General features: G+C 66.5%; 20 protein-coding genes. 8 read left to right on the top strand and 12 right to left on the bottom strand.

Translation table 11 applies throughout. The annotated features are described in order from the left end of the window. Positions 1-91 precede the first annotated feature (91 nt). The 3 genes from QZM67_RS17265 to QZM67_RS17255 form a co-directional block, all read right to left on the bottom strand. A complete protein-coding gene (locus tag QZM67_RS17265; RefSeq protein ID WP_301805132.1) occupies positions 92-1,054 on the bottom strand; it encodes a hypothetical protein in 963 nt (320 codons plus the stop codon). Positions 1,055-1,626: 572 nt separating this feature from the next. Further along, positions 1,627-2,979 (bottom strand): pyridoxal-dependent decarboxylase, encoded by a 1,353-nt coding sequence (locus tag QZM67_RS17260; RefSeq protein WP_301805131.1) that lies wholly within the window; start codon positions 2,977-2,979, stop codon positions 1,627-1,629. A gap of 20 nt (positions 2,980-2,999) precedes the next feature. Further along, positions 3,000-3,299, bottom strand: coding sequence for a helix-turn-helix transcriptional regulator (locus QZM67_RS17255; protein ID WP_043178878.1), 300 nt, complete (start codon positions 3,297-3,299; stop codon positions 3,000-3,002). 131 nt (positions 3,300-3,430) lie between these two features. On the opposite strand from QZM67_RS17255, the gene QZM67_RS17250 reads away from it, so the two are divergent. Continuing rightward, positions 3,431-4,549, top strand: coding sequence for a hypothetical protein (locus tag QZM67_RS17250; RefSeq protein ID WP_301805129.1), 1,119 nt, complete (start codon positions 3,431-3,433; stop codon positions 4,547-4,549). 13 nt (positions 4,550-4,562) lie between these two features. On the opposite strand, the gene QZM67_RS17245 is transcribed toward QZM67_RS17250, so the two are convergent. Next, complete coding sequence (locus QZM67_RS17245; protein ID WP_301805127.1) at positions 4,563-5,447, bottom strand: LysR family transcriptional regulator; 885 nt, start codon at positions 5,445-5,447, stop codon at positions 4,563-4,565. Positions 5,448-5,576: 129 nt separating this feature from the next. Here QZM67_RS17245 and QZM67_RS17240 point away from each other — a divergent pair, with 129 nt between their 5' ends. Then, positions 5,577-6,614, top strand: a complete 1,038-nt coding sequence (locus QZM67_RS17240) for an aldo/keto reductase (RefSeq protein ID WP_175022718.1) — start codon at positions 5,577-5,579, stop codon at positions 6,612-6,614. Between the two features lie 41 nt (positions 6,615-6,655). Here the strand turns inward: QZM67_RS17240 and QZM67_RS17235 are convergent, their stop codons facing one another. Next, a complete protein-coding gene (locus QZM67_RS17235) occupies positions 6,656-8,320 on the bottom strand; it encodes an ABC transporter ATP-binding protein (protein ID WP_301805125.1) in 1,665 nt (554 codons plus the stop codon). Positions 8,321-8,577: 257 nt separating this feature from the next. Here QZM67_RS17235 and QZM67_RS17230 point away from each other — a divergent pair, with 257 nt between their 5' ends. After that, a complete protein-coding gene (locus tag QZM67_RS17230; RefSeq protein ID WP_301805123.1) occupies positions 8,578-9,054 on the top strand; it encodes a GNAT family N-acetyltransferase in 477 nt (158 codons plus the stop codon). A 117-nt stretch (positions 9,055-9,171) separates the two neighbouring features. Here the strand turns inward: QZM67_RS17230 and QZM67_RS17225 are convergent, their stop codons facing one another. Further along, the gene (locus tag QZM67_RS17225) at positions 9,172-9,936 is read right to left on the bottom strand and encodes a bifunctional 2-polyprenyl-6-hydroxyphenol methylase/3-demethylubiquinol 3-O-methyltransferase UbiG (RefSeq protein WP_301805121.1); all 765 of its coding nucleotides are present in this window, start codon (positions 9,934-9,936) and stop codon (positions 9,172-9,174) included. A 193-nt stretch (positions 9,937-10,129) separates the two neighbouring features. Here QZM67_RS17225 and QZM67_RS17220 point away from each other — a divergent pair, with 193 nt between their 5' ends. Together QZM67_RS17220 and QZM67_RS17215 are read left to right on the top strand one after the other, a co-directional pair. Then, a complete protein-coding gene (locus tag QZM67_RS17220) occupies positions 10,130-11,131 on the top strand; it encodes a hypothetical protein (protein WP_301805119.1) in 1,002 nt (333 codons plus the stop codon). 261 nt (positions 11,132-11,392) lie between these two features. Then, on the top strand, positions 11,393-11,986 hold the full coding sequence (locus QZM67_RS17215; protein ID WP_301805356.1) for a DUF4410 domain-containing protein: 594 nt from the start codon (positions 11,393-11,395) through the stop codon (positions 11,984-11,986). A 226-nt stretch (positions 11,987-12,212) separates the two neighbouring features. On the opposite strand, the gene QZM67_RS39950 is transcribed toward QZM67_RS17215, so the two are convergent. Next, positions 12,213-12,512: a hypothetical protein gene (locus tag QZM67_RS39950; protein WP_367620448.1), complete on the bottom strand. Its 300-nt coding sequence runs from the start codon at positions 12,510-12,512 to the stop codon at positions 12,213-12,215. A gap of 134 nt (positions 12,513-12,646) precedes the next feature. Here QZM67_RS39950 and QZM67_RS17205 point away from each other — a divergent pair, with 134 nt between their 5' ends. Continuing rightward, the gene (locus tag QZM67_RS17205; RefSeq protein WP_301805117.1) at positions 12,647-13,456 is read left to right on the top strand and encodes a TlpA disulfide reductase family protein; all 810 of its coding nucleotides are present in this window, start codon (positions 12,647-12,649) and stop codon (positions 13,454-13,456) included. Positions 13,457-13,493: 37 nt separating this feature from the next. Here QZM67_RS17205 and QZM67_RS17200 read toward each other — a convergent pair whose 3' ends face one another. Continuing rightward, positions 13,494-13,868, bottom strand: coding sequence for a LysR substrate-binding domain-containing protein (locus tag QZM67_RS17200; protein WP_301805115.1), 375 nt, complete (start codon positions 13,866-13,868; stop codon positions 13,494-13,496). Between the two features lie 200 nt (positions 13,869-14,068). On the opposite strand from QZM67_RS17200, the gene QZM67_RS17195 reads away from it, so the two are divergent. Continuing rightward, on the top strand, positions 14,069-14,398 hold the full coding sequence (locus QZM67_RS17195) for a SymE family type I addiction module toxin (RefSeq protein ID WP_301805112.1): 330 nt from the start codon (positions 14,069-14,071) through the stop codon (positions 14,396-14,398). After that, the gene (locus QZM67_RS17190) at positions 14,395-14,715 is read left to right on the top strand and encodes a helix-turn-helix domain-containing protein (RefSeq protein ID WP_205824401.1); all 321 of its coding nucleotides are present in this window, start codon (positions 14,395-14,397) and stop codon (positions 14,713-14,715) included. Before QZM67_RS17195 ends, QZM67_RS17190 begins: the two co-directional genes overlap by 4 nt. Before the next feature lie 172 nt (positions 14,716-14,887). On the opposite strand, the gene QZM67_RS17185 is transcribed toward QZM67_RS17190, so the two are convergent. From QZM67_RS17185 to QZM67_RS17170, 4 genes are all read right to left on the bottom strand, one after another. Beyond that, on the bottom strand, positions 14,888-15,292 hold the full coding sequence (locus QZM67_RS17185; RefSeq protein WP_043179268.1) for a hypothetical protein: 405 nt from the start codon (positions 15,290-15,292) through the stop codon (positions 14,888-14,890). 124 nt (positions 15,293-15,416) lie between these two features. Beyond that, positions 15,417-17,009 carry a DHA2 family efflux MFS transporter permease subunit gene (locus tag QZM67_RS17180; RefSeq protein WP_301805107.1) on the bottom strand — a complete coding sequence of 531 codons (1,593 nt, stop codon included), beginning with the start codon at positions 17,007-17,009 and terminating at the stop codon, positions 15,417-15,419. After that, positions 17,006-18,124 (bottom strand): HlyD family secretion protein, encoded by a 1,119-nt coding sequence (locus QZM67_RS17175; RefSeq protein ID WP_301805104.1) that lies wholly within the window; start codon positions 18,122-18,124, stop codon positions 17,006-17,008. The genes QZM67_RS17180 and QZM67_RS17175 overlap by 4 nt, the downstream gene beginning before the upstream one ends. 47 nt (positions 18,125-18,171) lie before the next feature. Then, the gene (locus QZM67_RS17170) at positions 18,172-19,590 is read right to left on the bottom strand and encodes an efflux transporter outer membrane subunit (RefSeq protein ID WP_301805101.1); all 1,419 of its coding nucleotides are present in this window, start codon (positions 19,588-19,590) and stop codon (positions 18,172-18,174) included. Positions 19,591-19,689: the final 99 nt, after the last annotated feature.

Below are 19,689 nucleotides of genomic sequence, written 5' to 3'. Positions count from 1 at the left end.
CCTTGCCGCCATGGCTCGTCGGGTCGCGTCGCCAACCACAATCTGCGCTCGTCCATGCAAGCTCGCTCGTTGCATCGATCTCTCCTCCCGGTCAATGTGCGTCACCGGCCATGGCCGAGAAGTCGGGTGCCTCGAACGGCGGAGCCTGATACTTCATGTCGATCGAGTAGCCCTGAGCCTTCAGTTCAGCCTCGCGCTTCGATCGTTCTTTCACTGCCGGCCTCAGTTCATCGGACAGATATTTCTTCCAGTTCCTTCGACGCTCAATGCTGTCCGAAAAATAGGGGCTGTAATTATCGGATGCAGTACTGACTTGAAGATCCGACAAATAATATCCCATACCATCAGCCCCGGATGACAGATATGACACCGACAACGTTAAAAATATACCATCCGCATAAAAATACCACCTCGGCTCAACAGCCATCAAACTCTTCCACTCCGCTATGCTTGGCGTATAGGTTGAATCTATCGAATAAAGAACACCAGAATTTGTTAATGCGTAAATCATGGCCTCCTTTCCAACCAGGCGAGGCTCCGAGGTCTCTATGTATCGCACCCACCCCGCAGATCGCAATCTATCAAGCAGGCCAGCTATCTTATCTCGAGCCTCTTCATATGAGATGAGTCGCGATGAAGATGGATTAAAACTGATATCCCAATTATCAACCCCATCCTCCGGACTATCCTTATCCCCTAGACCTGTCACGATCAAGGCATTGTCGAGATCGAAAGAATGTTTTTCTTGCACATATTTTACCAACCCAAGCTTATGCCGATCATCCCAGTGAGCCGTATATGCATACACACCAGATGGGTGATTCATCAAGGAAAACCCCTGAGCCGTGGCATCTGACCTACCCTCGGCTCCGAACTTGATCGTGACGACTCGACTCGACATCTTCTCATTCTTTTTGTATTGATTACTCAGTAGCGCGAGAAACGCAACGCACAGAGCGATCATCGAAAAATACAACCAGCGCAATTTACTCGACTTCATTGAATCCCACCTTAGTTTGTCCTTCTCGTCGAGATCGAACTCTTCAAGGAACATCCGCGCATAGCTTGAGGCAACTCACCGAGCTCTCGCACCGCAGTGCCTGGAGACGAAGTTGGCATCCCCAGGCTCAATTTTCGTCTCGAAATGGTGTGCGAACTGAATCGATCGTCAGGTGTTCCATCTTTCAGGATGGGTGTGCGCATATCCAACTGAGCCATCGCATATGGCTGAGCGAGCGACCAGATGAATTTGCAATCACAGTGCGTCCCGATACATGTATTGCTTGTCGGATCGGGGGTGCCTTCTGCCAGAGTATCCCGCTCTAGCCAGAGTTGAAGTTCTCAGCTACGACATGCTGCGTCCCTTGCAGATGGGTGATCGGCGGCAAAAAAATGAATAGCAGGCTGCGTACTTACTGGTCTGCCGCCAGCATTCGAGAGATCATCTGGCGTTGTTGGTTAAGCGGGGCGAGCTGGAGCGCCTTCTTGCCCGCCTTGTCAAAGTCACCATTCAGGGCGTTTGCGGCCATTCTTTCGAGGGCCTCAACATTCCCTTTTCAGAGGCCCATCAGGTTCGCGAGCCAGGTGTTCTGCGAGACCTTCGAAGCGCCGCCGCACCGCCGCCGCTCAGCGCACGTGCACGCCGCGCAGTTGCGTCAGCAAGGCCACGAGACGATCGATGTGCGCGTCTTCGGTGCGCCACGACGACACGCTGATCCGGAACGCCGGCCGCCCCTGCCACACCGTCGCACCGAACCATACGTCGCCCGACGCCTGCGCGGCCGCGAGAATCGCCGCCGTTTCATCGTCGGTACCGGCGCGCACGAGCACCTGGTTCAGCACGACACGGTTCAGCACGTCGTAGCCGGCGGCACGCAGGCCGTCCGCGACCCGCGCCGCCTGCGCGCAATGCCGCTCGACCATCGTGGCCACGCCGGCGCGGCCGAGCGAGCGCAGCGCGGCCCACACAGGAATGCCGCGCGCGCGCCGCGAGAATTCGAGGTTCAGGTTCTTCTGCGCGTCCTGCGCGCCGCTCAGGTAGACGGCGTCGCTGTTCATCGCCGTGGCGAGCGCGTCCGCGTCGCGGCAGATCACCATCGCGCCGTCGTACGGCGTGTTGAGCCACTTGTGGCCATCGGTCGTCCAGCTGTCCGCGCCGTCGATGCCGTCCGTCAGCGCGCGCTTCGACGATGCGCGGGCCCACAGGCCGAACGCGCCGTCGACGTGCACCCACGCGCCGGCCGCCTTCGCGGGCGGAATCAGCGCCGCAAATGGATCGAACTCACCGGTATTCACTTCACCGGCCTGCACACAGAGGATCGTCATGTCGTCGAGCGGCGGCAGCTCTGCCGGATCGATGCGGCCGTGCGCGTCGACCGGCGCGACGATGACGCGCTTCATCCCGAAACCCAGCACGCGCAGCGCCTTCTTCACCGTGATGTGGGCAAGCTCGGAGATCACGACCTTCACTTCGGGTGCGCCGATCAGGCCGTCCTCGTCGACGTCCCAGCCCTTGCGCGCGAGCAGCGCGCGCCGCGCGGCCACCAGCGCGACGAGCGTGCAGGCCGTCGCACTCGTGCCGAAGCCGACCGCGCTGTCTTCGGGCAGCCCGAGCACGTCGACGACCCAGCGCGCGGCCTGGCGCTCGATCGTCGCCGCGACCGGTGAATTCGCATACGACGACGCGCACTGGTCCCACGCCAGCATCAGCCGCTCGGCCGCCGCCGCGGCCGGCAGCGCGGCGCCGATCACGAAGCCGAAGTAGTTCGGGCCGTTCGACGCGACGGTCGCGGGCGTACCGCGTTCGTCGAGCAGGCGCAGCACGTCGTCGGCCGGGCGCCCCGTATCGGGCAGCGGCTCGTCGAACGCCGCAAGGCCGGCCAATGCGGCCGCATCGGGAAACGCGCGCCGCTCGTTCGTCGCGGCCAGATACGCGTGCGCGCGCCGGTCGGCGTCGGTCAGCAATGCAAGTTCGTCCATGTCGGTTGCCTCGGTAGGAGTCAGAGTTGCGAGAGATCGTGGCCGAGCTGCTGCAGCGCGCCGTCGATCCGCTTGTAGTACGTGAACTTGCCGACGCGGGTCGCCTGCACGAGCCCGGCATCCGCGAGGATGCGCATATGGCGCGTGGTCGTGGCCGGCGCGATGCCGAGCTTCTCGGTGATGTACGTGCAGCACACGCCGAGTTCGTCGACATCGCCGTGCGGCTGCGGCGGGAAATGCTTGCGCGGCTGCTTGAGCCAGCGCATCACGGCCAGGCGGCTTTCATTGGCCAGTGCGCTGATGCGGGTGACGTCGTCCATGAGAATGCGGAGCTCGATTAACGTTTCGAATATTAGCTAAATGACGAAATGTGATCAACCGGGTCGGACGATGCGCTAAAGTGCCCGCTCTTCGTCGAACAACAAGATCATTCATTCCACCGGGGCCATTCATGATCGATCGAAAGCCGCAGCCTGCGCGCGTCGTCGCAGCGCTGACCGTCTCCCTGTTGCTGGGCGCATGTGCGACCACTTCGACGATCAAGCCGCGCCCCGTCGTCGGCCCGGCCTACCCGTTCATGCAGTTCGACGCGCAACGCACGTTGCTGGCCGAAGCCGTCGCGTACACGGGCCCGGCGACCCGCTGGCGCTTCGTCGACAGCGCACGGCATACATCGACCGCCTTCCCGTCCGGGGCGGGGATCCAATACATGACGTTCCGCAGCGACAATCCCGACACGATCGTCATTTATGCGGGACAGAATGCAGTCGCACGATGCACATCCGGCGTCGCCAAGGGCCAGGCGTGCCCGCGCCTCTACATCTGGCTCTCGACCGACGGCGGGCAGCACTTCCTGCGCCGCGAAATCGACCTGCCCGCGCTCGCTCACTCCATCTCCAACAACTCCGGCAGGCACGGTGGCACGCCGCCGTTTCCGGTACCGGCGATGGTCGTCGAGCGCGGCATCCTGTATGTCGCGGCGGGCGGGGATGCAAAGCCGCTCGTGCGCGTCAACGGGTGGCCCGGCGGCATGACCGTCCTGTCGACGGGCGAAGCCGTCGAGCACACGACACCGCTCGGGCGCGCCTACACGTGGCCCGAAGGGATCGAGGTGCGGCGGCCCATCGACAAGATCGGCCCGCTGAAACGCGGGCCCGTCTATCTGTTCGCGGTCGCGCTGCCGGCCGCGACGCAAGCGCCGCCCGACGAACCGACGACGGGCGATGCATCAGTCGCCGATGCGCCCGTCTGCGCCTATCGCCGGATGCGCAAGGCGTCGAGCCTGCTGCCGAACCTGACGGCCGTTCCGCTCGTCGGCAGCCGGCTCGAACAGGCGCCCGCGCTTCCCGACTTCGCGATGCCGGCCCCGATGCCATACGGCCAAAACGACCTGTACCAGGCGAGCATCAGCGAAACCCGCCGCGGCGAGTTGCTCGACAAGTGGCGCAATGTCTATCCCGAGTGGGTCGCCGCCCAGCCGCCGGTCAGGAAGTTCACCCCTCGCGCGATGCTGGAACTGAGCGCGGCCGAGATCGACTGCGGTCCCGACTACCCGTCGAAGTGGGACTGACGTCGATCCGCGTTCACGCCGCGAGCGCCTGCGCCAACCTGTCGATCAGTGCGCGCACGCGCCGTGGCTGCACGGCGTTGCCCGGATAGACGATCTGCAAGTCGACGTCGCCCGGAGAGAACGCGCGCAGGACTTCGACGAGCGCACCGGACGCCAGATCCTGCTCGACGTCGACCAGCGACTTCAGCGCGACGCCGTGCCCGGCGACGCACCACGCGCGGACGAGCGCGCCGTCGTTGGCCACACGCCGGCCGCGCACCGTCACGCGCCGGGGTTCGCCGTCGATGCTGAACGGCCATTCGGCATACAGGTCCGGCCCAAAGCGCATCACGATGCAGTCGTGTGCGGCGAGATCGTCCGGATGCTGCGGCGTGCCGTGCGCAGCGAGATACGCGGGCGACGCGCACACCGCGCGCCGCGCGCGGCCGAGCGAGCGGCTGCGCAGCGAACTGTCGGCGAGCACCCCGCGGCGAATCGCGAAATCGAGCCCCTGCCCAACGACATCGACGTAACCGTCGCCGAGATGCAGGTCGACCGTGACGCCCGGATGCTCGGCCAGGAACCCGTCGACGACCGGCACCACGCGCTCGCGGCCGAGATCGGCCGGCGCGCTCAGGCGCACCGGCCCCGACAGGGTCTGCACGCCGAGCCGCACGCGGCTTTCCAGTTCGTCGGCCTCGGCCAGCAGGCGCCGCGCGCCGTCGACGAGCGTGCGACCTTCGTCGGTCAGGCTGATCGCGCGCGTCGTGCGCGTGAGCAGCGCCGCGCCGTAGTGGCGCTCGAGCGCCGTCAGACGCTCGGACACGGTGGCCGGCGACAGCCCGACCTCACGGCCCGCCGCGGCCAGCCCGCCCTTCTCCACGATGCGCAGGAACAGCGCGAGATTGTCGAGCAGCATTATTCGCCTCTTCCGAACGATATTTTCGAAGTCTGCCCAATTATCCGAAATATCCGCAAGCGATACAGTGTGGCAACACCGGCTTCGCAGCCGCCACCCGGCGCTTCGATCACCCAAAGGAAACCCGCCATGGAATACCGCACCCTCGGCCGCTCCGGCCTCAAGGTTCCCGTCCTGAGCTTCGGCGCCGGCACGTTCGGCGGCACCGGCCCGCTGTTCAGCGCATGGGGCAACACGGGCGTCGACGAAGCGCGCCGCCTGATCGACATCTGCCTCGAAGCGGGCGTGAACCTGTTCGACACGGCCGACGTGTATTCGGACGGCGAATCCGAGCGCGTGCTCGGCGCCGCGCTCAAGGGACGTCGCGACCAGGTGCTGATCTCGACGAAGACGGGCCTGCCGACCGGCGACGGCCCGAACGACGCGGGCACGTCGCGCGCGCGGCTGGTCCGCGCGGTCGACGCCGCACTGCGCCGCCTCGACACCGACTACATCGACCTGCTGCAACTCCACGCGTTCGATGCGGGCACGCCGGTCGAGGAAGTGATGTCGACGCTCGACGATCTCGTGCGCGCGGGCAAGCTGCGCTACATCGGCGTGTCGAACTTCGCCGGGTGGCAGATCATGAAGTCGCTGGCAGTGGCCGATCAGCATGGCTGGTCGCGTTACGTGGCGAACCAGGTCTACTACTCGCTCGTCGGTCGCGACTACGAGTGGGACCTGATGCCGCTCGGCGCCGACCAGGGGCTCGGCGCGCTCGTCTGGAGCCCGCTCGGCTGGGGCCGGCTCACCGGCAAGATCCGGCGCAATGCGCCGCTGCCCGAAGGCAGCCGCCTGCATGAAACGGCCAGCTATGGGCCGCCGGTCGACGACGCGCGCCTGTACGACGTGGTCGACGCGCTCGACGCGATCGCCGAGGAAACCGGCAAGACCGTGCCGCAGATCGCGCTGAACTGGCTGCTGCAACGCCCGACCGTGTCGTCGGTGATCATCGGCGCGCGCAACGAGGAGCAACTGCGGCAGAACCTCGGCGCGGTCGGCTGGGCGCTGACCGATGCGCAGGTTGCGAAGCTCGACGCGGCAAGCGCGGTGGAAGCGCCTTACCCGTACTTCCCGTATCGCCGGCAGCAGGCGTTCGCGCAACTCAATCCGCCGCTGCGCGGGTAACGGCGACGGCCTGCGAAACCTGCGGACGCGATCGTGCTGCCCTACGCCGGCACGCGCGCGTCGCCGAGCCGCACGACCTTGTCGGCCGGCCCGATGACCGAGCGCCGGTGCGTGATCGCGACGACCGTGACGTCGCGGGCCAGCAGGCGCACGTGCTCCATGATGTCGCGCTCGGTGGCTTCGTCGAGTGCGGAACTCGCTTCGTCGAGAAACAGCACGGTCGGATCGCCGTACAGCGCGCGGGCGATCGCGATGCGCTGGCGCTCGCCGCCGGACAGCTTCAACCCGCGCTCGCCCACCGTGGTGCGGAAGCCGTCCGGCAAACGCTCGATGAACGTCAGGATCGTCGCCTTCGCGGCCGCTTCGTGCAGACGCCGCGTGTCGCGCGGCCGGCCGAGCAGGATGTTGTCTTCCAGGCTTTCGTTCAGCAGCACGACATCCTGCGGCACGACGGCGACCGCGCCGTACCAGTCGGCGCGATCGATGGCCGCGAGATCGACGCCGTCGACCAGAATGCGCCCGCCGGTCGGCTCGATCGACTTCAGCGCGAGCTTGAAGACAGTGGATTTCCCCGCGCCGGTCTCGCCGACGAGAAACGTGATCGCCCCGCGTTCGGCGACGAAGTCGACGTCGGTCACGCCGCGGCCGTTGTCGTATGCATAGGCGACGCGGTCGAACACGATGCGCCCGTCCTGCGGCACGAACGCCGACGCGTGCGACACCTGCCGCTCCTCGGGCGCCGTCCACAGCGCCGCGAACGGCACGAGCGCCGCGCGGGAGCGCGCGCACTCGTCGACCGCGCGCGCGATCATTTCGAACGGCAGGTTCAGCTGCAGCAGCAACGTGTTGAACAGCACGATGTCGCCGATCGACAACTCACCCGCCGCATGGCGCGGCAGCAGCAGCCAGAACGTCACCGAGAACTGGATCGCGAGGCCGAGACCCAGCAGCGCGAGATAGCCGACGTGCTGCAGCACATACGCGCGCCAGCTGTCGCGCTCGACGCGCGCTTTCTCCGAGAAACGTTCGCTCATCCAGCGATGGCTGCCGAAATGCCGGAGCGTCTCCATCGCGATGATCGCGCCGCCGACGAAACGCGCATTCTCCTGCCCGGCCTCGATCGCGCGGTCGAGGAACGCGCGCGAGCGCCGCGCGGCAACGATCGCGATCGTCACTGCGACCGCGCCATAGGCGGCGGTGATGGCCACGACCTCGAGATTGATCAGCGCGCCGAGCGTGACGAGCGTCAGCACGATCTGCAGCGTACCGGGGATCAGATCCATCAGCCCCAGTTGCACGAGCACCGACAGCGCCCGGCTGCCACGCTCGTTCGCGTTCTGGATTTCCGCGGGATTGTGTTCGACGAAGAACGCCGTGGTCTTCTTCAGGATGCGCTCGAAAAAGCGCGTGCTGGTGATGAAGCCCAGATTCTCCGAGCTCATGAACGCCAGGTACTGCACCACGCGTTGCAACGCGCTGGAGACGCCCAGCAGCACCGCGTAGAGCACGAAGCCCGGGATCAGCGCGTCGAGCACGCCGCGGTGCGACAACGCGTCGATCAGGCGCGAGAACAGATAGGGCGCGGCGACCGCGCTCGCGCTCGACAGGACGACCACCGCCACGACCGTCAGCAACATCAGGCGATCGGCCTTCCAGTAAGCCCGCAGGACCTCGGTGATCGGATGCGACGCACGGGTTTCGTTCATGACGGGATGAACCGGGCACGGCGCAGCCCGGATGGCAGCGATGGGCGAAAAAGTCTAACAGAATGAAAGGAATGCCGTGGCGACGTTCGGGCGACGTTCGGGCGGCGTGGCGGTGGCGGCGCGCGGCCGGTCGTGGCACCAGAAAGCGCCGGTGTCATGGGCCTACCCGCCGCGCGTCGAACTGCCTATCGTGGATGCCTCCGTCGTTTCCGGCCCGGCCGGTAACGCCCCCCCTCCTCATCGAAAGGTTCACGAACATGAACGCTGCCGAAGCCGGCCTGACCGTACGCGCGGTCCGGGAAGACGACTACGACCACTGGCTGCCGCTTTGGGACGGCTACAACCGCTTCTACGGCCGCTTCGACGATACCGCGCTACCGCTGGCCGTCACGCAGCGCACCTGGTCGCGCTTCTTCGACGGTTACGAACCCGTGCATGCGCTCGTCGCCGAGCGCGACGGCCGGCTCGTCGGGCTCGTGCATTTCCTCTATCACCGCAGCACGACGCACATCGGGCCGACGTGCTACCTGCAGGACCTGTTCACGCTCGACAGCGAGCGCGGCAAGGGCGTCGGCCGCGCGCTGATCGAAGCCGTGTACGACGCCGCGCGCGCGCACCGCGCCGAACGCGTGTACTGGCAGACGCACGAGACGAATCACACGGCTATGCGGCTCTATGACACCCTCGCGGCAAAACCGGGCGCCGTGCTCTACCGGAAGGAGCTGTCGCGCTGAGCCGAACGGCGAAACGTGGGCAAGCGCCCTCTTCCGAATCGCCCCGCCTGATGGAATGCCGCGATCCCTTCCGGGAACACGCGCATCGGCAAACCTGGTCGCTCCCGGGATACAAGATCATCCTTTCGATCGATTTTTGTGTCCCCGGGCTACCGAATCAACCACCGGCCGCGCCTTGATCCACAGAAACAGCGGAACGCGCGCCCACTGCTTCAACTGATCCGTATCCGCGTGGTCGGGCGGCGGCTCGCGCAGCGACACGATCGCGAAGCCGGCCGCTTCCAGCGCTTCCATGTACGCCTGCAACGGCAGCGACCAGCCCGCGAAGTGCATCGACAGCCCGTCGCGCGTTTCCACGCCATCGAAATGCTCGCGCCCGAAATAGCTGCCCTTCAACACGAACGGCGCATCGGGTTGCGGCCCCGCGAAGCCGCCGCGATCGCGGAACGGATGCACGAGCGAGATGAACAGCGTCCCGCCCGGCTTCAGCACGCGACGCGCCTCGTTCAACGCACGCTGCATGTCGTCGAGATCCATCAGCACGTTGTACGCCATCACGAGATCGAAGCTGGCCGTGTCGAACGGCAGCGACGCCGCATCGGCCAGTTCGTAACGATGCGCGGAATCCGCGTGACGCGCGGCGTCGAGCATCGCGGGCACCACGTCGGTCGCGGTCACGTCGTAGCCGAGCGCCTTCAGCTCGCGGCTCACGCGACCTTCGCCGCAGCCGATCTCCAGCGCGCGGCCGGTGTCGCGGCCGATATAGGCCGCGAGCCCCGCGCGGTATTTCCAGAACGCATCGTGCCCCGGCTTGCCGGCCCAGCCGATCCATTGGTCGGCGACCTGTGTCCAGTGTTCGGTGATGGCTCTCGTGTCGGTCATGTGCGCTCCCGCCCGGTGTACGTCGTTGGTTCAGGATGCGCATGGTAAGCCGAAGCGGCGGAACGCGTGAGCGGGGGGCGCCGCGCAGCCGGTTTCCGTTTCCGGCGTTGACGTTCTACAGTGACATAAAACAATCCGCGCCGCCGCGCATCGCCGCCGCCCGACGATGCGCCCCCGATTCCGAGGACATCCCATGCCGAGCATCCTGGCCGCGCCCGCCAATCTCCCTCCGAGCCCCGTCGCGGCGGAAACGCGCATGGTGCACGACGTCGCGACGCTGAAGCCGTCCGACTACCGTTCGGCGGATGGCGCATCGTGGGTCATCTCCACCCTCACGCCCGCCGCGGACAGCGGCACGAACGTGACCGGCACGACGTACTTCGATACTGCGAAAGGCCGGACCGTCGCGGTGCCCGACGCGCGACGCCGCTATGCGAATCGCGGCACGTGGCAGGTCGTCGCGAGCTCGAGCCCTTCCGTGCCCGCCACCGGCCGCTACGACTGGCTGACGCTCGCCTGGCTGCCGATCAACCGGCGGCCGCTGCCGCAAACACCCGAGCACCTGTATTCGCCGTTCATTCGCGGCGGCACGATCGTGTATCGATGGAATCCGGCGGCGGAAGGCGGCGAGCAGTTCGGCAACGTGCGGATGATCTTTCCGGAATGGACGCAGCAGGTGGCCGAGGCGCTGCGGGCTTCGCCGGCAGCAATGCCCGACGGTGCGCCGGCCGCGCCGCCTGCGCTCGATCGGCTGAAGGACGACCGGAATCCGATGACGGCCGTGCTCGACTTCGGCGATGCCCTGCGCGACGAACCGGTTGAACGGATCGTCGCACGGCTGCCTGAGCTGCTGCAGGTGAAGGACCTGCATGAGCTGTCGTCGATCGTGTTCCTGTGCCTCGCGTCATCACGCGCCGAAGACCGGCCGCGGCTCGCCGAAACGATCAACGGGGCGATAGCCTCGACCAGCGACAGCGCGCGCCTGCTCGCGATCGCGTACGGCGCATTCGCGGCCGGGCGATCGCGGCCCTATCCGTTCAACGACGCGGCGCAAACGGCACGCATCAACGATGTGTTCGGTGCGTTGAAACAGCGGACGGCGGCGCTCGGCGTGCCGGTTGCGGAAGGGTCGCCATGGTATGAGTTCTTTACCGCGTATCGGCTCGGCGGGGCGACGGCGGGCAACAGCCAGTGATCGCACGCACATAGCCGGCGCAGCAGCTGCGGGAGAGCCAGTCTTCCTCTTCTGCGCGGAACCGGTCGCCCCGGCGAACCGCGTGCCGTCGTCGCTCGTCACGCGAGCGGCGCGTGTTTTCATCGGTGCCGAAAGCCTCGACGAATCAATATCAAATCGGCGTTTCTAACTATTCGACCCTTTGAATCGAATCGTCCCGTGCTAGATTCCCGCCCGGCCACAGAGCCACCTCAAATAACCCAAATTAAAAAAGACCAAATCATGAAATCTGTATTCCGTCATGCCGCTCTGGCATTGGTGACGATCGGCCTCCTGTCAGGCTGCGCCAGCAGCGTGACACGCGACGCCAGCGATCAGGCGGGGGCCATCGCGACTGCATCGACGCCCAAATTCGGCTCGAAGCCCGTGATCGTGAAAGTCACGCTGGACAATGCCGCCCAGGACGCGCTGAAAGACAACCTGAAATTCAGCCCCGAGAACCTGAAGGGGAAAATCGAAAGCGCACTGGCCGCACGCAAGCTGCTGGCCACGGCCGATTCGACCGATGCGATGCACCTGAACGTGGAAGTCAACGGCATTCGCGTGCGCTCGAGCTTCTCGGCCGTCATGTTCGGCTTCATGGCGGGCAACGATCATGTGGATGGCACCGTGACGCTGCTCGACGCCGACCATCATCAGATCGACCGCTTCAAGGTGTCGGCTTCGTACGCACTCGGCGGCATCGCCGGCGGCATGGACGATACCCGCATGAACTGGCTGTACGAGAAGTTCACCGAGAAGACGCTGACGACGCTCGAACCGGCGGCCGACGCGCAGCAGGCCGACGCGGCAGCGACGGCTTCGAAGAAGCTCTAAGACCCGACGCCCGACAGATCGCCGCTTCGCGGCCCGTCGGGCGGCAGCCGCCGCGCGCATCCTTCGGCGACGCCGCCGGTTTCGGGTGCAACGTATTTCAGCGGGCGAGTTCGCCTTTCAGCATGCCTTTCAGCAACAGGCACGCACCGCCACCGACCGCGCTCACCCACGCGACATAGCCGAAGTAAAGCGGATAGCCGTGCATGCCCGGATACTCGGTCGTCAGTCAGCCGTTCAGCAGCGGCAGGAACACATCCGGCGAATAGCCGAGCCGCGAGACAATCCCGATTGCGAGCCCCGTGATGCGCGCCGGCACATCGCAGCGTTCGAGCACGCTCCAGTAGAGGCCGCGCACCGCGCAGGTCAACAGGCCGATCACGATCACGACGCCAACCAGCAACGCGATCTGGCTCATCGATGGAAACACGATCAGCCAGCGTGGCGGCAGGCGATCGGCGAGCCAGCCGCTCGGCAGGTAGCAGACGAGGAAGGGGGTGCCGAGTGCCCGCCTGCATCGAATCCGCAATATGCCGTTACGTTCTCGAAAGGAACCGGCATGCGCGCGCCAGTCTCAAAGCGTCACGACCGTCGACGGTTTCATTGCCGTGGCGGACAATCCCTTCTCCAGCCCCGCTCGATCACGTCCAACCCTTTCCATTCATGCTGAGTCTTGGCCCCTTCTCGATCCGCGTCGTCGCGGTGGCCGCCGCCGCGCTGCTCGCGTGGCTCGTCGCCCGTTTCATCCAGCGCCGCCCGCCGGACGGCCATCACAAGACCGCATCGAGCCTGATCCTCGATGCGTTGCTGCTCGGCCTGCTCGCCGCGCGCATCGGCTACGTCGCGCAATGGTGGCACGAGTACGCCGCCGCGCCGCGCTCGATCGTCGCGCTCGGCGACGGCGGCTTCGACTGGCGCATCGGCCTCGCGGCCGCGATCGTGTTCGCGGGCTGGCGCCTGCGCCGCCTGCCCGCGCTGCGTCGCCCGGTGATGGCCGGCATGCTCGCGGGCGTTGCCGCATGGGGCATCGCGCAGGGCACGCTCGCCACGTTGCAGCACAGCGCGCCGCCGCTTGCCGCGTTGCAGCTCGAAGCGCTCGATGCCACGCCGGTGCCGGTGCAACGCTTCGCGGGCAAGCCTGTCGTCGTGAATCTTTGGGCCACGTGGTGCCCGCCGTGCCAGCGCGAAATGCCGATCCTCGCGCAAGCGCAGCAGGAGCATCCGGGGATGACCGTGCTGATGGTCAACCAGGGCGAAGACGCGCAAACGGTGCGCGCGTTCCTCGAACAGAAAGGGCTGCGGTTCGATCACGTGCTGCTCGATCGCACGCTGCACGCGATGAAGGCCTACGGTTCGCGCGGGCTGCCGACGACGCTCTTCTTCGATGCCAAAGGCAATCTCGTCGAATCGCACATGGGCGAGATCACCGCTGCGCGGCTGAAGGATGCCGTGGCGGACCGCTTCGGCCAGTAACGCGCGTCTCGTCCAAAGAACCGCGGCAACCGCTTCGTCACATCCGCGCCTCGACCGCGGCCAGCTGGGCCGGAAGATGTTCCAGCAGCGCATCGACGGCGGCCCGGACTTTCAGCGGAAGATGCTGCGTGTAGGGCCATACCGCCTGGATCGGAAAGATCACGCCCGGCCGATCCGGCAGCAACGCCCGGAACGCGCCGCCGCGCAACGCGTCGCGCACCAGCCAGTACGGTAGCCACACGACGCAAATGACATCCTCGTCCGACGTGCGGCCGGCGAATCGAAGCATTCGACCGACACGCTTTCTGACATATCGGCCATGACGTAACGATGCAGCCCGCCGGCGCGATCGCCGGGAAATCGTTGCGCAGCAAGCATGCAGGACATCGGCGCGACCGCCGGTGCCGACCATGACGCGCCAGACCCGCACCTGACAGCGATCGATCTCGGCTAGAGTGGCTGCACGTTTTCGCGTGGAATACCCGGTTGTTTCGTCATGCAGATCATATGACGGGATACCAATCGATAGCCGCCGCGTAAACGAGCGCGGCCCACAGGTGTTAGTGCACCTGCGGGCCGCTAACCACAACCCACTCATCATGGGAGTCAGTCATGGCTGACGCGAATCATAACGCACCGGTTAGTTTTCACGATTGTTTCGTGCCCTCTCGAATGTCTCGTCAGACTCGCCGCATCGTCCCGCACCTCAGGCTCAGCGACATGGCACCGCCGGTCCTCCATCTATGGATGAAGCTGTCCGGCCGCTGGATCGAGGCAGCGGGTTTCGAACCCGAGCAGCACTTGCAGATCGAGGTCACGCACAAGCGGCTGGTGATCACGCCGATCGAAGAGGGGCACTGCGACGATGTCGGACAGGATGCCGATCGCGCGACAAGACAACCACGGCCACAGTTTTCGGTGATCACGGGAGGGGCGGAATGAACTACAACGACTCGCGCCAACGCGCCTACCCGTTGCCGGATGACTTCGGCCTCGATGATGCAGGCGCACTCTCGGCCAAGTCTGCGCTCGTACTGAAACTCAATGCGCTGATCGTCTCGCGCGGCCTGAGCGAAGACGAGGCTGCGGCGCTCTCGGAGATGGCCCGGCCGGTCGTCACGCCCGAGCAACGCGAAAGGCTTCGGAACGTTTCGCTGGAACTGCTGATGCAGACGCTGGCGTCGTTGGGCCAGCATGTGGAAATCGTGGTGCGGCCTGCGGGGCCACCTCACTCGGCGGGCATCACAGTGTCGGTCTGACAGTCGGCAGAATGGCCGGGAGGGAGTCTGTGTGGCGGCCGGGTCCGGCCGCCACCGAATGCCCGTCACAGGCGAGCCGGCGCAAAGTGCCGGCTCGCCGCGATCACCCTCTATACACCGACACCGTACTCATGAACGGCCGCGGGTTCCGACGACGCCCCGGAACTGACGATCAGGGCTGCGAAAACACCATCACACGCCCTTGCACACGCTGGAGCTTGAGCCAGCCCATGTCGGCAGTGAAACGCAATTGCTGCAACGGGAAGTCGAACTGTGCCTCCCCGGCGGCGCTCACAACCGCCTTGGCGATCCAGCGGATCAGCGCCTTCCCTTCTTCGGTCGTCACGCTGCCATTCTGCACACCGTAAAAATAGCGATTCCCGGCATTGACCTCGTTCTGCAACTGCATCCAGTGCCCCGGCAATCCCTGCAGGGTTCTGAACAGGTCGGCGACCCGTTGCGTCGTGAGGCCGCGCGCCCACAGCGCGCCGTTCGCAGCCGGCCGCGCCAGGTTGTGGCGGTCCGCAGCCTGGGCCTGCTCCTTGATCTGTCCTCTCAGGGAATCATCCTTCGACATGCCACGCTCCTCATGGTGATCAGCGCGGGAGAACAGCCTCGCGCGCCGCATGCACGATACGCGCATTGCAGGAATTCGGCGCCTGTCAGCAATGTCAGGCTTCAACATCGGGCGTCTGTCCCCATCACGCTTTCTTCTTCCCCTTCAACACGAACGCCGCCGCCGTACACGCAGCCATCGCGACACCCGCGATCAGGAACGTGTCACTGTACGCCATCAGCAGCGCCTCGCGCATCACGCGCTGGTTGACGAGCGCGAGTGCCAGCTCGTGCACGCCGCCGGACGATGAACCCGGCAACGCATCGGCACGCGGCACGTGCACGCGCGACAACAGCCGCGCCAGCATCGCCATGCGTTCCTGAAAGGCTGCCGAGAACGGCGAAACGGCCTCGCCAATCCGCATCGCGTGCAGTTTCTGCCGCTCGACGACGATCTGGCTCGCCACCGCGATGCCGATCGCGCCGCCGACGTTGCGCACCATGTTGAACACGCCGGACGCCGAGCCGAGCTGCGCCTTCTCGATCCCGTCGACGGCCATCACCGACAGCGCGATCACGACGAGCGACTGCCCGATCCCGCGCACGACGAGCGACGGCACGATCACGTTCGACGCGGCGTCGGCAGTCAGGTGGATGTTCATCAGGCAGCCGGCCGCGACGAGCACGAAGCCGAGCACGATCGTCGCGCGCGGGCTCGTGCGGCGCATCAGCGGCGGCGTCAGGAACGACATCACGAACTGCACGATCCCGTACGGGATCATCGCGAGGCCGATGTCGCGCGCGCTGTAGCCGTGCAGCTCGGCGAAGTAGTTCGGCACGAGAAACACGACGCCGAACACCACCGCGCCGAACAGGAACTGCATCAGGCTCGCGATCCCGAAGTTGTAGCGGCCGAGCAACCTCAGGTTGATGAACGGCTCCTTGCGCCGCAGCTCGATCGCGACGAACGCGACGAGCCCCGCCACCGCGACGATCGACAGCTCGACGATCAGGTCAGACGCGAACCAGTCCTTGCGACCGCCCTCTTCCAGCACGATCTGCAGCGCACTCAGGCCGAGCGCCATCGTCGCGATCCCGAACCAGTCGGCCTGGCGCAGCTTCGACAGTTGCACGGGCACCGGGCGGATCGCCCACGCGATTGCCACGATCAGCGCGATCGCGGGCGGAATCTGCAGATAGAAGATCCAGCGCCATGAATACATGTCGGTGAGCCAGCCGCCAAGCGATGGCCCGGCCGCCTGCGCGACGTTGTTCGCGACCGCGAACAGCGCCATGCCGAACGGATGCTTCGACGGCGGCAGCTCGGTGACGATCAGCTGGAACGACAGCGGAATCAGCACGCCGCCGAATGCGCCCTGCAGTGCGCGCGCGACGATCATCGACGAGATGGTCGGCGCGACCGAGCACGCGATCGAGAACGCCAAAAACCCCGTTGCGCCGACGAGCAGCACGCGGCGCGCCGAGAACACCTGCACGAGCCAGCCGGTGAGGGGAATCACGACGATCTCGGCGACGAGATAGGCGGTCGAGATCCACGAGCCTTCCTCGAAGCTCGCACCCAGCGAACCACGGATGTCGGGCAACGACGCGTTCGTCACGTGCACGTTCATCCCCGCCATGAAGCAGCCGAACACGCCGCCGAGCACCGCGACCCACGCGCGCAGCGAGACGGTTTCGTCGTGCGTGGCCTGCGTAGCCTGCCCGGTTGCGGCCGTCACGATCCGGCTCCCGGTACGCCGCGCGTGTCGACACGCGCGATCACCGACATGCCGGGCCGCAGCACGAGGCCCGACGGCGGCGCATCGAGGCGGATCTTCACGGGCACGCGCTGCACGATCTTCGTGAAGTTACCGGTCGCGTTGTCGGGCGGCAGCAGCGCGAATTCGGCCCCCGAGCCCGGTGCGAGCCCCAGCACGCGGCCGTGCAGCGTGCGGCCCGCGTAGGTATCGACATCGATCTCGACCGGCTGCCCGTCGCGCATCGCGCCAAGCTGCGTCTCCTTGAAGTTCGCGACGACGTACACATCGCGCAGCGGCACGACCGCGAGCAACGGCATCCCAACCTCGACGTACTGTCCCGCGCGCACCGCCCGCTGGCCGATCGTGCCGTCGCGGGTCGCACGGATCACCGTATGTTCGAGATCGAGTTGCGCCAGCGCGAGCTTCGCGCGGGACGCCGCGAGTCGCGCACGCGCCTGCTCGATCGCGGCCGTACTCTGCGCGCGGCGCCGGCGCAGCACCGTCTGCTGGTCGTCCTGCGCGCGCACGGCCGCGCTCGCACGGGCCAGTTCCGCGCGCGCCTTCAGCGCATCGGCATGCGCCTGTTCCCAGCGCTGCCCGCTGGCAGCCGATTCGGCGAGCAACTGCTTGTAGCGCACCGCATCGGCATCGCGCCGCGCGGCTTCGGCGCGCGCGGCGGCCGCATCGGCCTGCGCCTGCTCGATCACGCTGCGTTGCTGGCCGACCTGCGCGTCGAGCGTCGCGGCCGCGGCTTCCTCGGCCTGCAGCGTCGCATCGGCCGCGGCGACGGCTGCCTGCGCATCGTCGAGCCTCGCACGGTAGTCGCGATCGTCGAGCGTGACGAGCATGTCGCCGCGCTTCACGGGCTGGTTGTCGTCGACAGCCACGCGTGCGACATAGCCGGCCACTCGCGGGCTGACGGTCACGATGTCGGCGCGCACGTACGCGTCGTCGGTGTGCTCGATGAAGCGGCCGACCGTCCACCAGCGCCAGCCGAAACCGGCAAGCGCGATGACGATGATGAAGGCGCCGGCGGCGATCCAGTGGCGCCGCGCGAAACGGGCGGATTTCTCGGGTACGGCTGTGGTGCTCATGATCGGAATCGGAATGGTTGAGTGCGTGCGGATTCACGAACGGCCGGCTAGGGCTGCCAGCCGCCCCCCAGTGCCTTGAAGACGGCGACCTGATCGAGTGCGACCTGCTGCGTCGAGGTAGCCAGTGCCGCGTCGACCGCGACGAGGCTGCGCTGCGCGTCGAGCACGCCGAGAAAATCCAGCGCACCCGCGTCGTAGTTCAGTTCGGCGAGCCGGTAGGCGCGTGCGTGCTCGGCGCGCGCGGTTTCGAGCGCGGCCTTGTGGCGCCACTCGGCGCCATAGCGGGCGAGCGCCTGCTCGGTTTCCTTCAGTGCGCGCAGCACCTGCGCATCGAACGACGCGCGCGCGGCGGCATCGTCCGCGCGGGCCTGCGCGAGTTGCGCGCGGCTCGCCGCGAGATTCGGAAAACGCCACGTAATCAGCGGCCCGACGCCCCACGCGATCGCATACTTGTCGCCGAGCGACGATGGATCGCCGGTGGTCGACAGCCAGTTCACCGACCCGCCGAGTACGATCGACGGATACAGCTCGGCCGTCGCGGCACCGATCCGCGCGTTCGACGCGGCGAGCCGGCGCTCGCTTTCGCGCAGGTCGGGCCGGCGCCGGAGCAGCGCGGCGCCGTCGCCGACCGGAAACGGCCGCGCCAGCGCCGGCGTCGCGTGGCAGCGCGCGGCCGCGTCGGGAATCGCGCCGGGCGCATGACCGGTCAGCACGGCCAGCTCATACAACGCGGCGCGGCGCGCGCCCGCGAGCGCCGGCAGTTTGGCGCGCGTATCGTCGGCAAATGCACGCGAGCGCGCGACTTCGAGATCGGACACGAGACCGTGCGCACGCTGGTGGGCGGTCAGCGACGCGAGGCGGTCGGCGATCGCGACCGAGCGCTCGGCCACGTCGATCCGCTCGCCGTACGCGCACGCCTGCGCATAGGCGGCCGTCGTTTCGGCGGCCACCGCGACGCGCATCGCATCCGACGCCGCCTGCACGGCCTCCGAATCGGCGCGCGCGGCATCGACGAGATGACCGACGCGCCCCCAAAGATCGACTTCCCACGACACCGCGAACGACGGCGCGAACCCCCAGCGCGTACGCGCATCGGTGCCCTTCGCACTCGCGACGATCTGGTCGGGCGCGTGCTTGCCGTAGTCGACGCCGAAGCCGGCTGTCGTCTCGGGCAACCGCGCGGCCCCCGCTTCGTCGAGCACGGCCCGCGCACGCGCGACCCGTGCCGCGGCTACCGCAAGATCGCGGTTCTGCGCGAGCGCTTCACGCACGAGTGCGTCGAGCGCCGGATCGTCGAACAGTTGCCACCAGCGATCGGGCAACGCACCGCCGGATGCAACGGGTGCATCGCTCGCCGCGTCGAACGGCGCCGTGCGCGCCGCATCGGCCGCAGGCGGACGGTACGGATCGCCGACCGAGCAGGCGGCAAGCGTCGCGGCGCTCAGCAGCGCGGCAGCAACAGACAAACGGAAGGAAACCGGAGGAGATAACGAGGCGTGCATCGTGCAATGGCAGTCGAACAAACGATGGGCCTATGGTAATTTCGACCCATTCGGTCGATCTCG

It is taken from the genome of Burkholderia sp. AU45251, assembly GCF_030482905.1.
Lineage (GTDB): Bacteria > Pseudomonadota > Gammaproteobacteria > Burkholderiales > Burkholderiaceae > Burkholderia > Burkholderia aenigmatica.
The sequence above is the reverse complement of the archived record's forward strand: the minus strand, read 5'-3'. Positions and strand labels throughout refer to the sequence as shown.

Bases quoted from the DNA above. Each gene is read 5' to 3' on its own strand.
- QZM67_RS17265 (WP_301805132.1), bottom strand. From the start codon at position 1,054: ATGTTCCTTGAAGAGTTCGATCTCGACGAGAAGGACAAACTAAGGTGG.
- QZM67_RS17260 (WP_301805131.1), bottom strand. From the start codon at position 2,979: ATGGACGAACTTGCATTGCTGACCGACGCCGACCGGCGCGCGCACGCG.
- QZM67_RS17255 (WP_043178878.1), bottom strand. From the start codon at position 3,299: ATGGACGACGTCACCCGCATCAGCGCACTGGCCAATGAAAGCCGCCTG.
- QZM67_RS17250 (WP_301805129.1), top strand. From the start codon at position 3,431: ATGATCGATCGAAAGCCGCAGCCTGCGCGCGTCGTCGCAGCGCTGACC.
- QZM67_RS17245 (WP_301805127.1), bottom strand. From the start codon at position 5,447: ATGCTGCTCGACAATCTCGCGCTGTTCCTGCGCATCGTGGAGAAGGGC.
- QZM67_RS17240 (WP_175022718.1), top strand. From the start codon at position 5,577: ATGGAATACCGCACCCTCGGCCGCTCCGGCCTCAAGGTTCCCGTCCTG.
- QZM67_RS17235 (WP_301805125.1), bottom strand. From the start codon at position 8,320: ATGAACGAAACCCGTGCGTCGCATCCGATCACCGAGGTCCTGCGGGCT.
- QZM67_RS17230 (WP_301805123.1), top strand. From the start codon at position 8,578: ATGAACGCTGCCGAAGCCGGCCTGACCGTACGCGCGGTCCGGGAAGAC.
- QZM67_RS17225 (WP_301805121.1), bottom strand. From the start codon at position 9,936: ATGACCGACACGAGAGCCATCACCGAACACTGGACACAGGTCGCCGAC.
- QZM67_RS17220 (WP_301805119.1), top strand. From the start codon at position 10,130: ATGCCGAGCATCCTGGCCGCGCCCGCCAATCTCCCTCCGAGCCCCGTC.
- QZM67_RS17215 (WP_301805356.1), top strand. From the start codon at position 11,393: ATGAAATCTGTATTCCGTCATGCCGCTCTGGCATTGGTGACGATCGGC.
- QZM67_RS17205 (WP_301805117.1), top strand. From the start codon at position 12,647: ATGCTGAGTCTTGGCCCCTTCTCGATCCGCGTCGTCGCGGTGGCCGCC.
- QZM67_RS17200 (WP_301805115.1), bottom strand. From the start codon at position 13,868: ATGGTCGGCACCGGCGGTCGCGCCGATGTCCTGCATGCTTGCTGCGCA.
- QZM67_RS17195 (WP_301805112.1), top strand. From the start codon at position 14,069: ATGGCTGACGCGAATCATAACGCACCGGTTAGTTTTCACGATTGTTTC.
- QZM67_RS17190 (WP_205824401.1), top strand. From the start codon at position 14,395: ATGAACTACAACGACTCGCGCCAACGCGCCTACCCGTTGCCGGATGAC.
- QZM67_RS17185 (WP_043179268.1), bottom strand. From the start codon at position 15,292: ATGTCGAAGGATGATTCCCTGAGAGGACAGATCAAGGAGCAGGCCCAG.
- QZM67_RS17175 (WP_301805104.1), bottom strand. From the start codon at position 18,124: ATGAGCACCACAGCCGTACCCGAGAAATCCGCCCGTTTCGCGCGGCGC.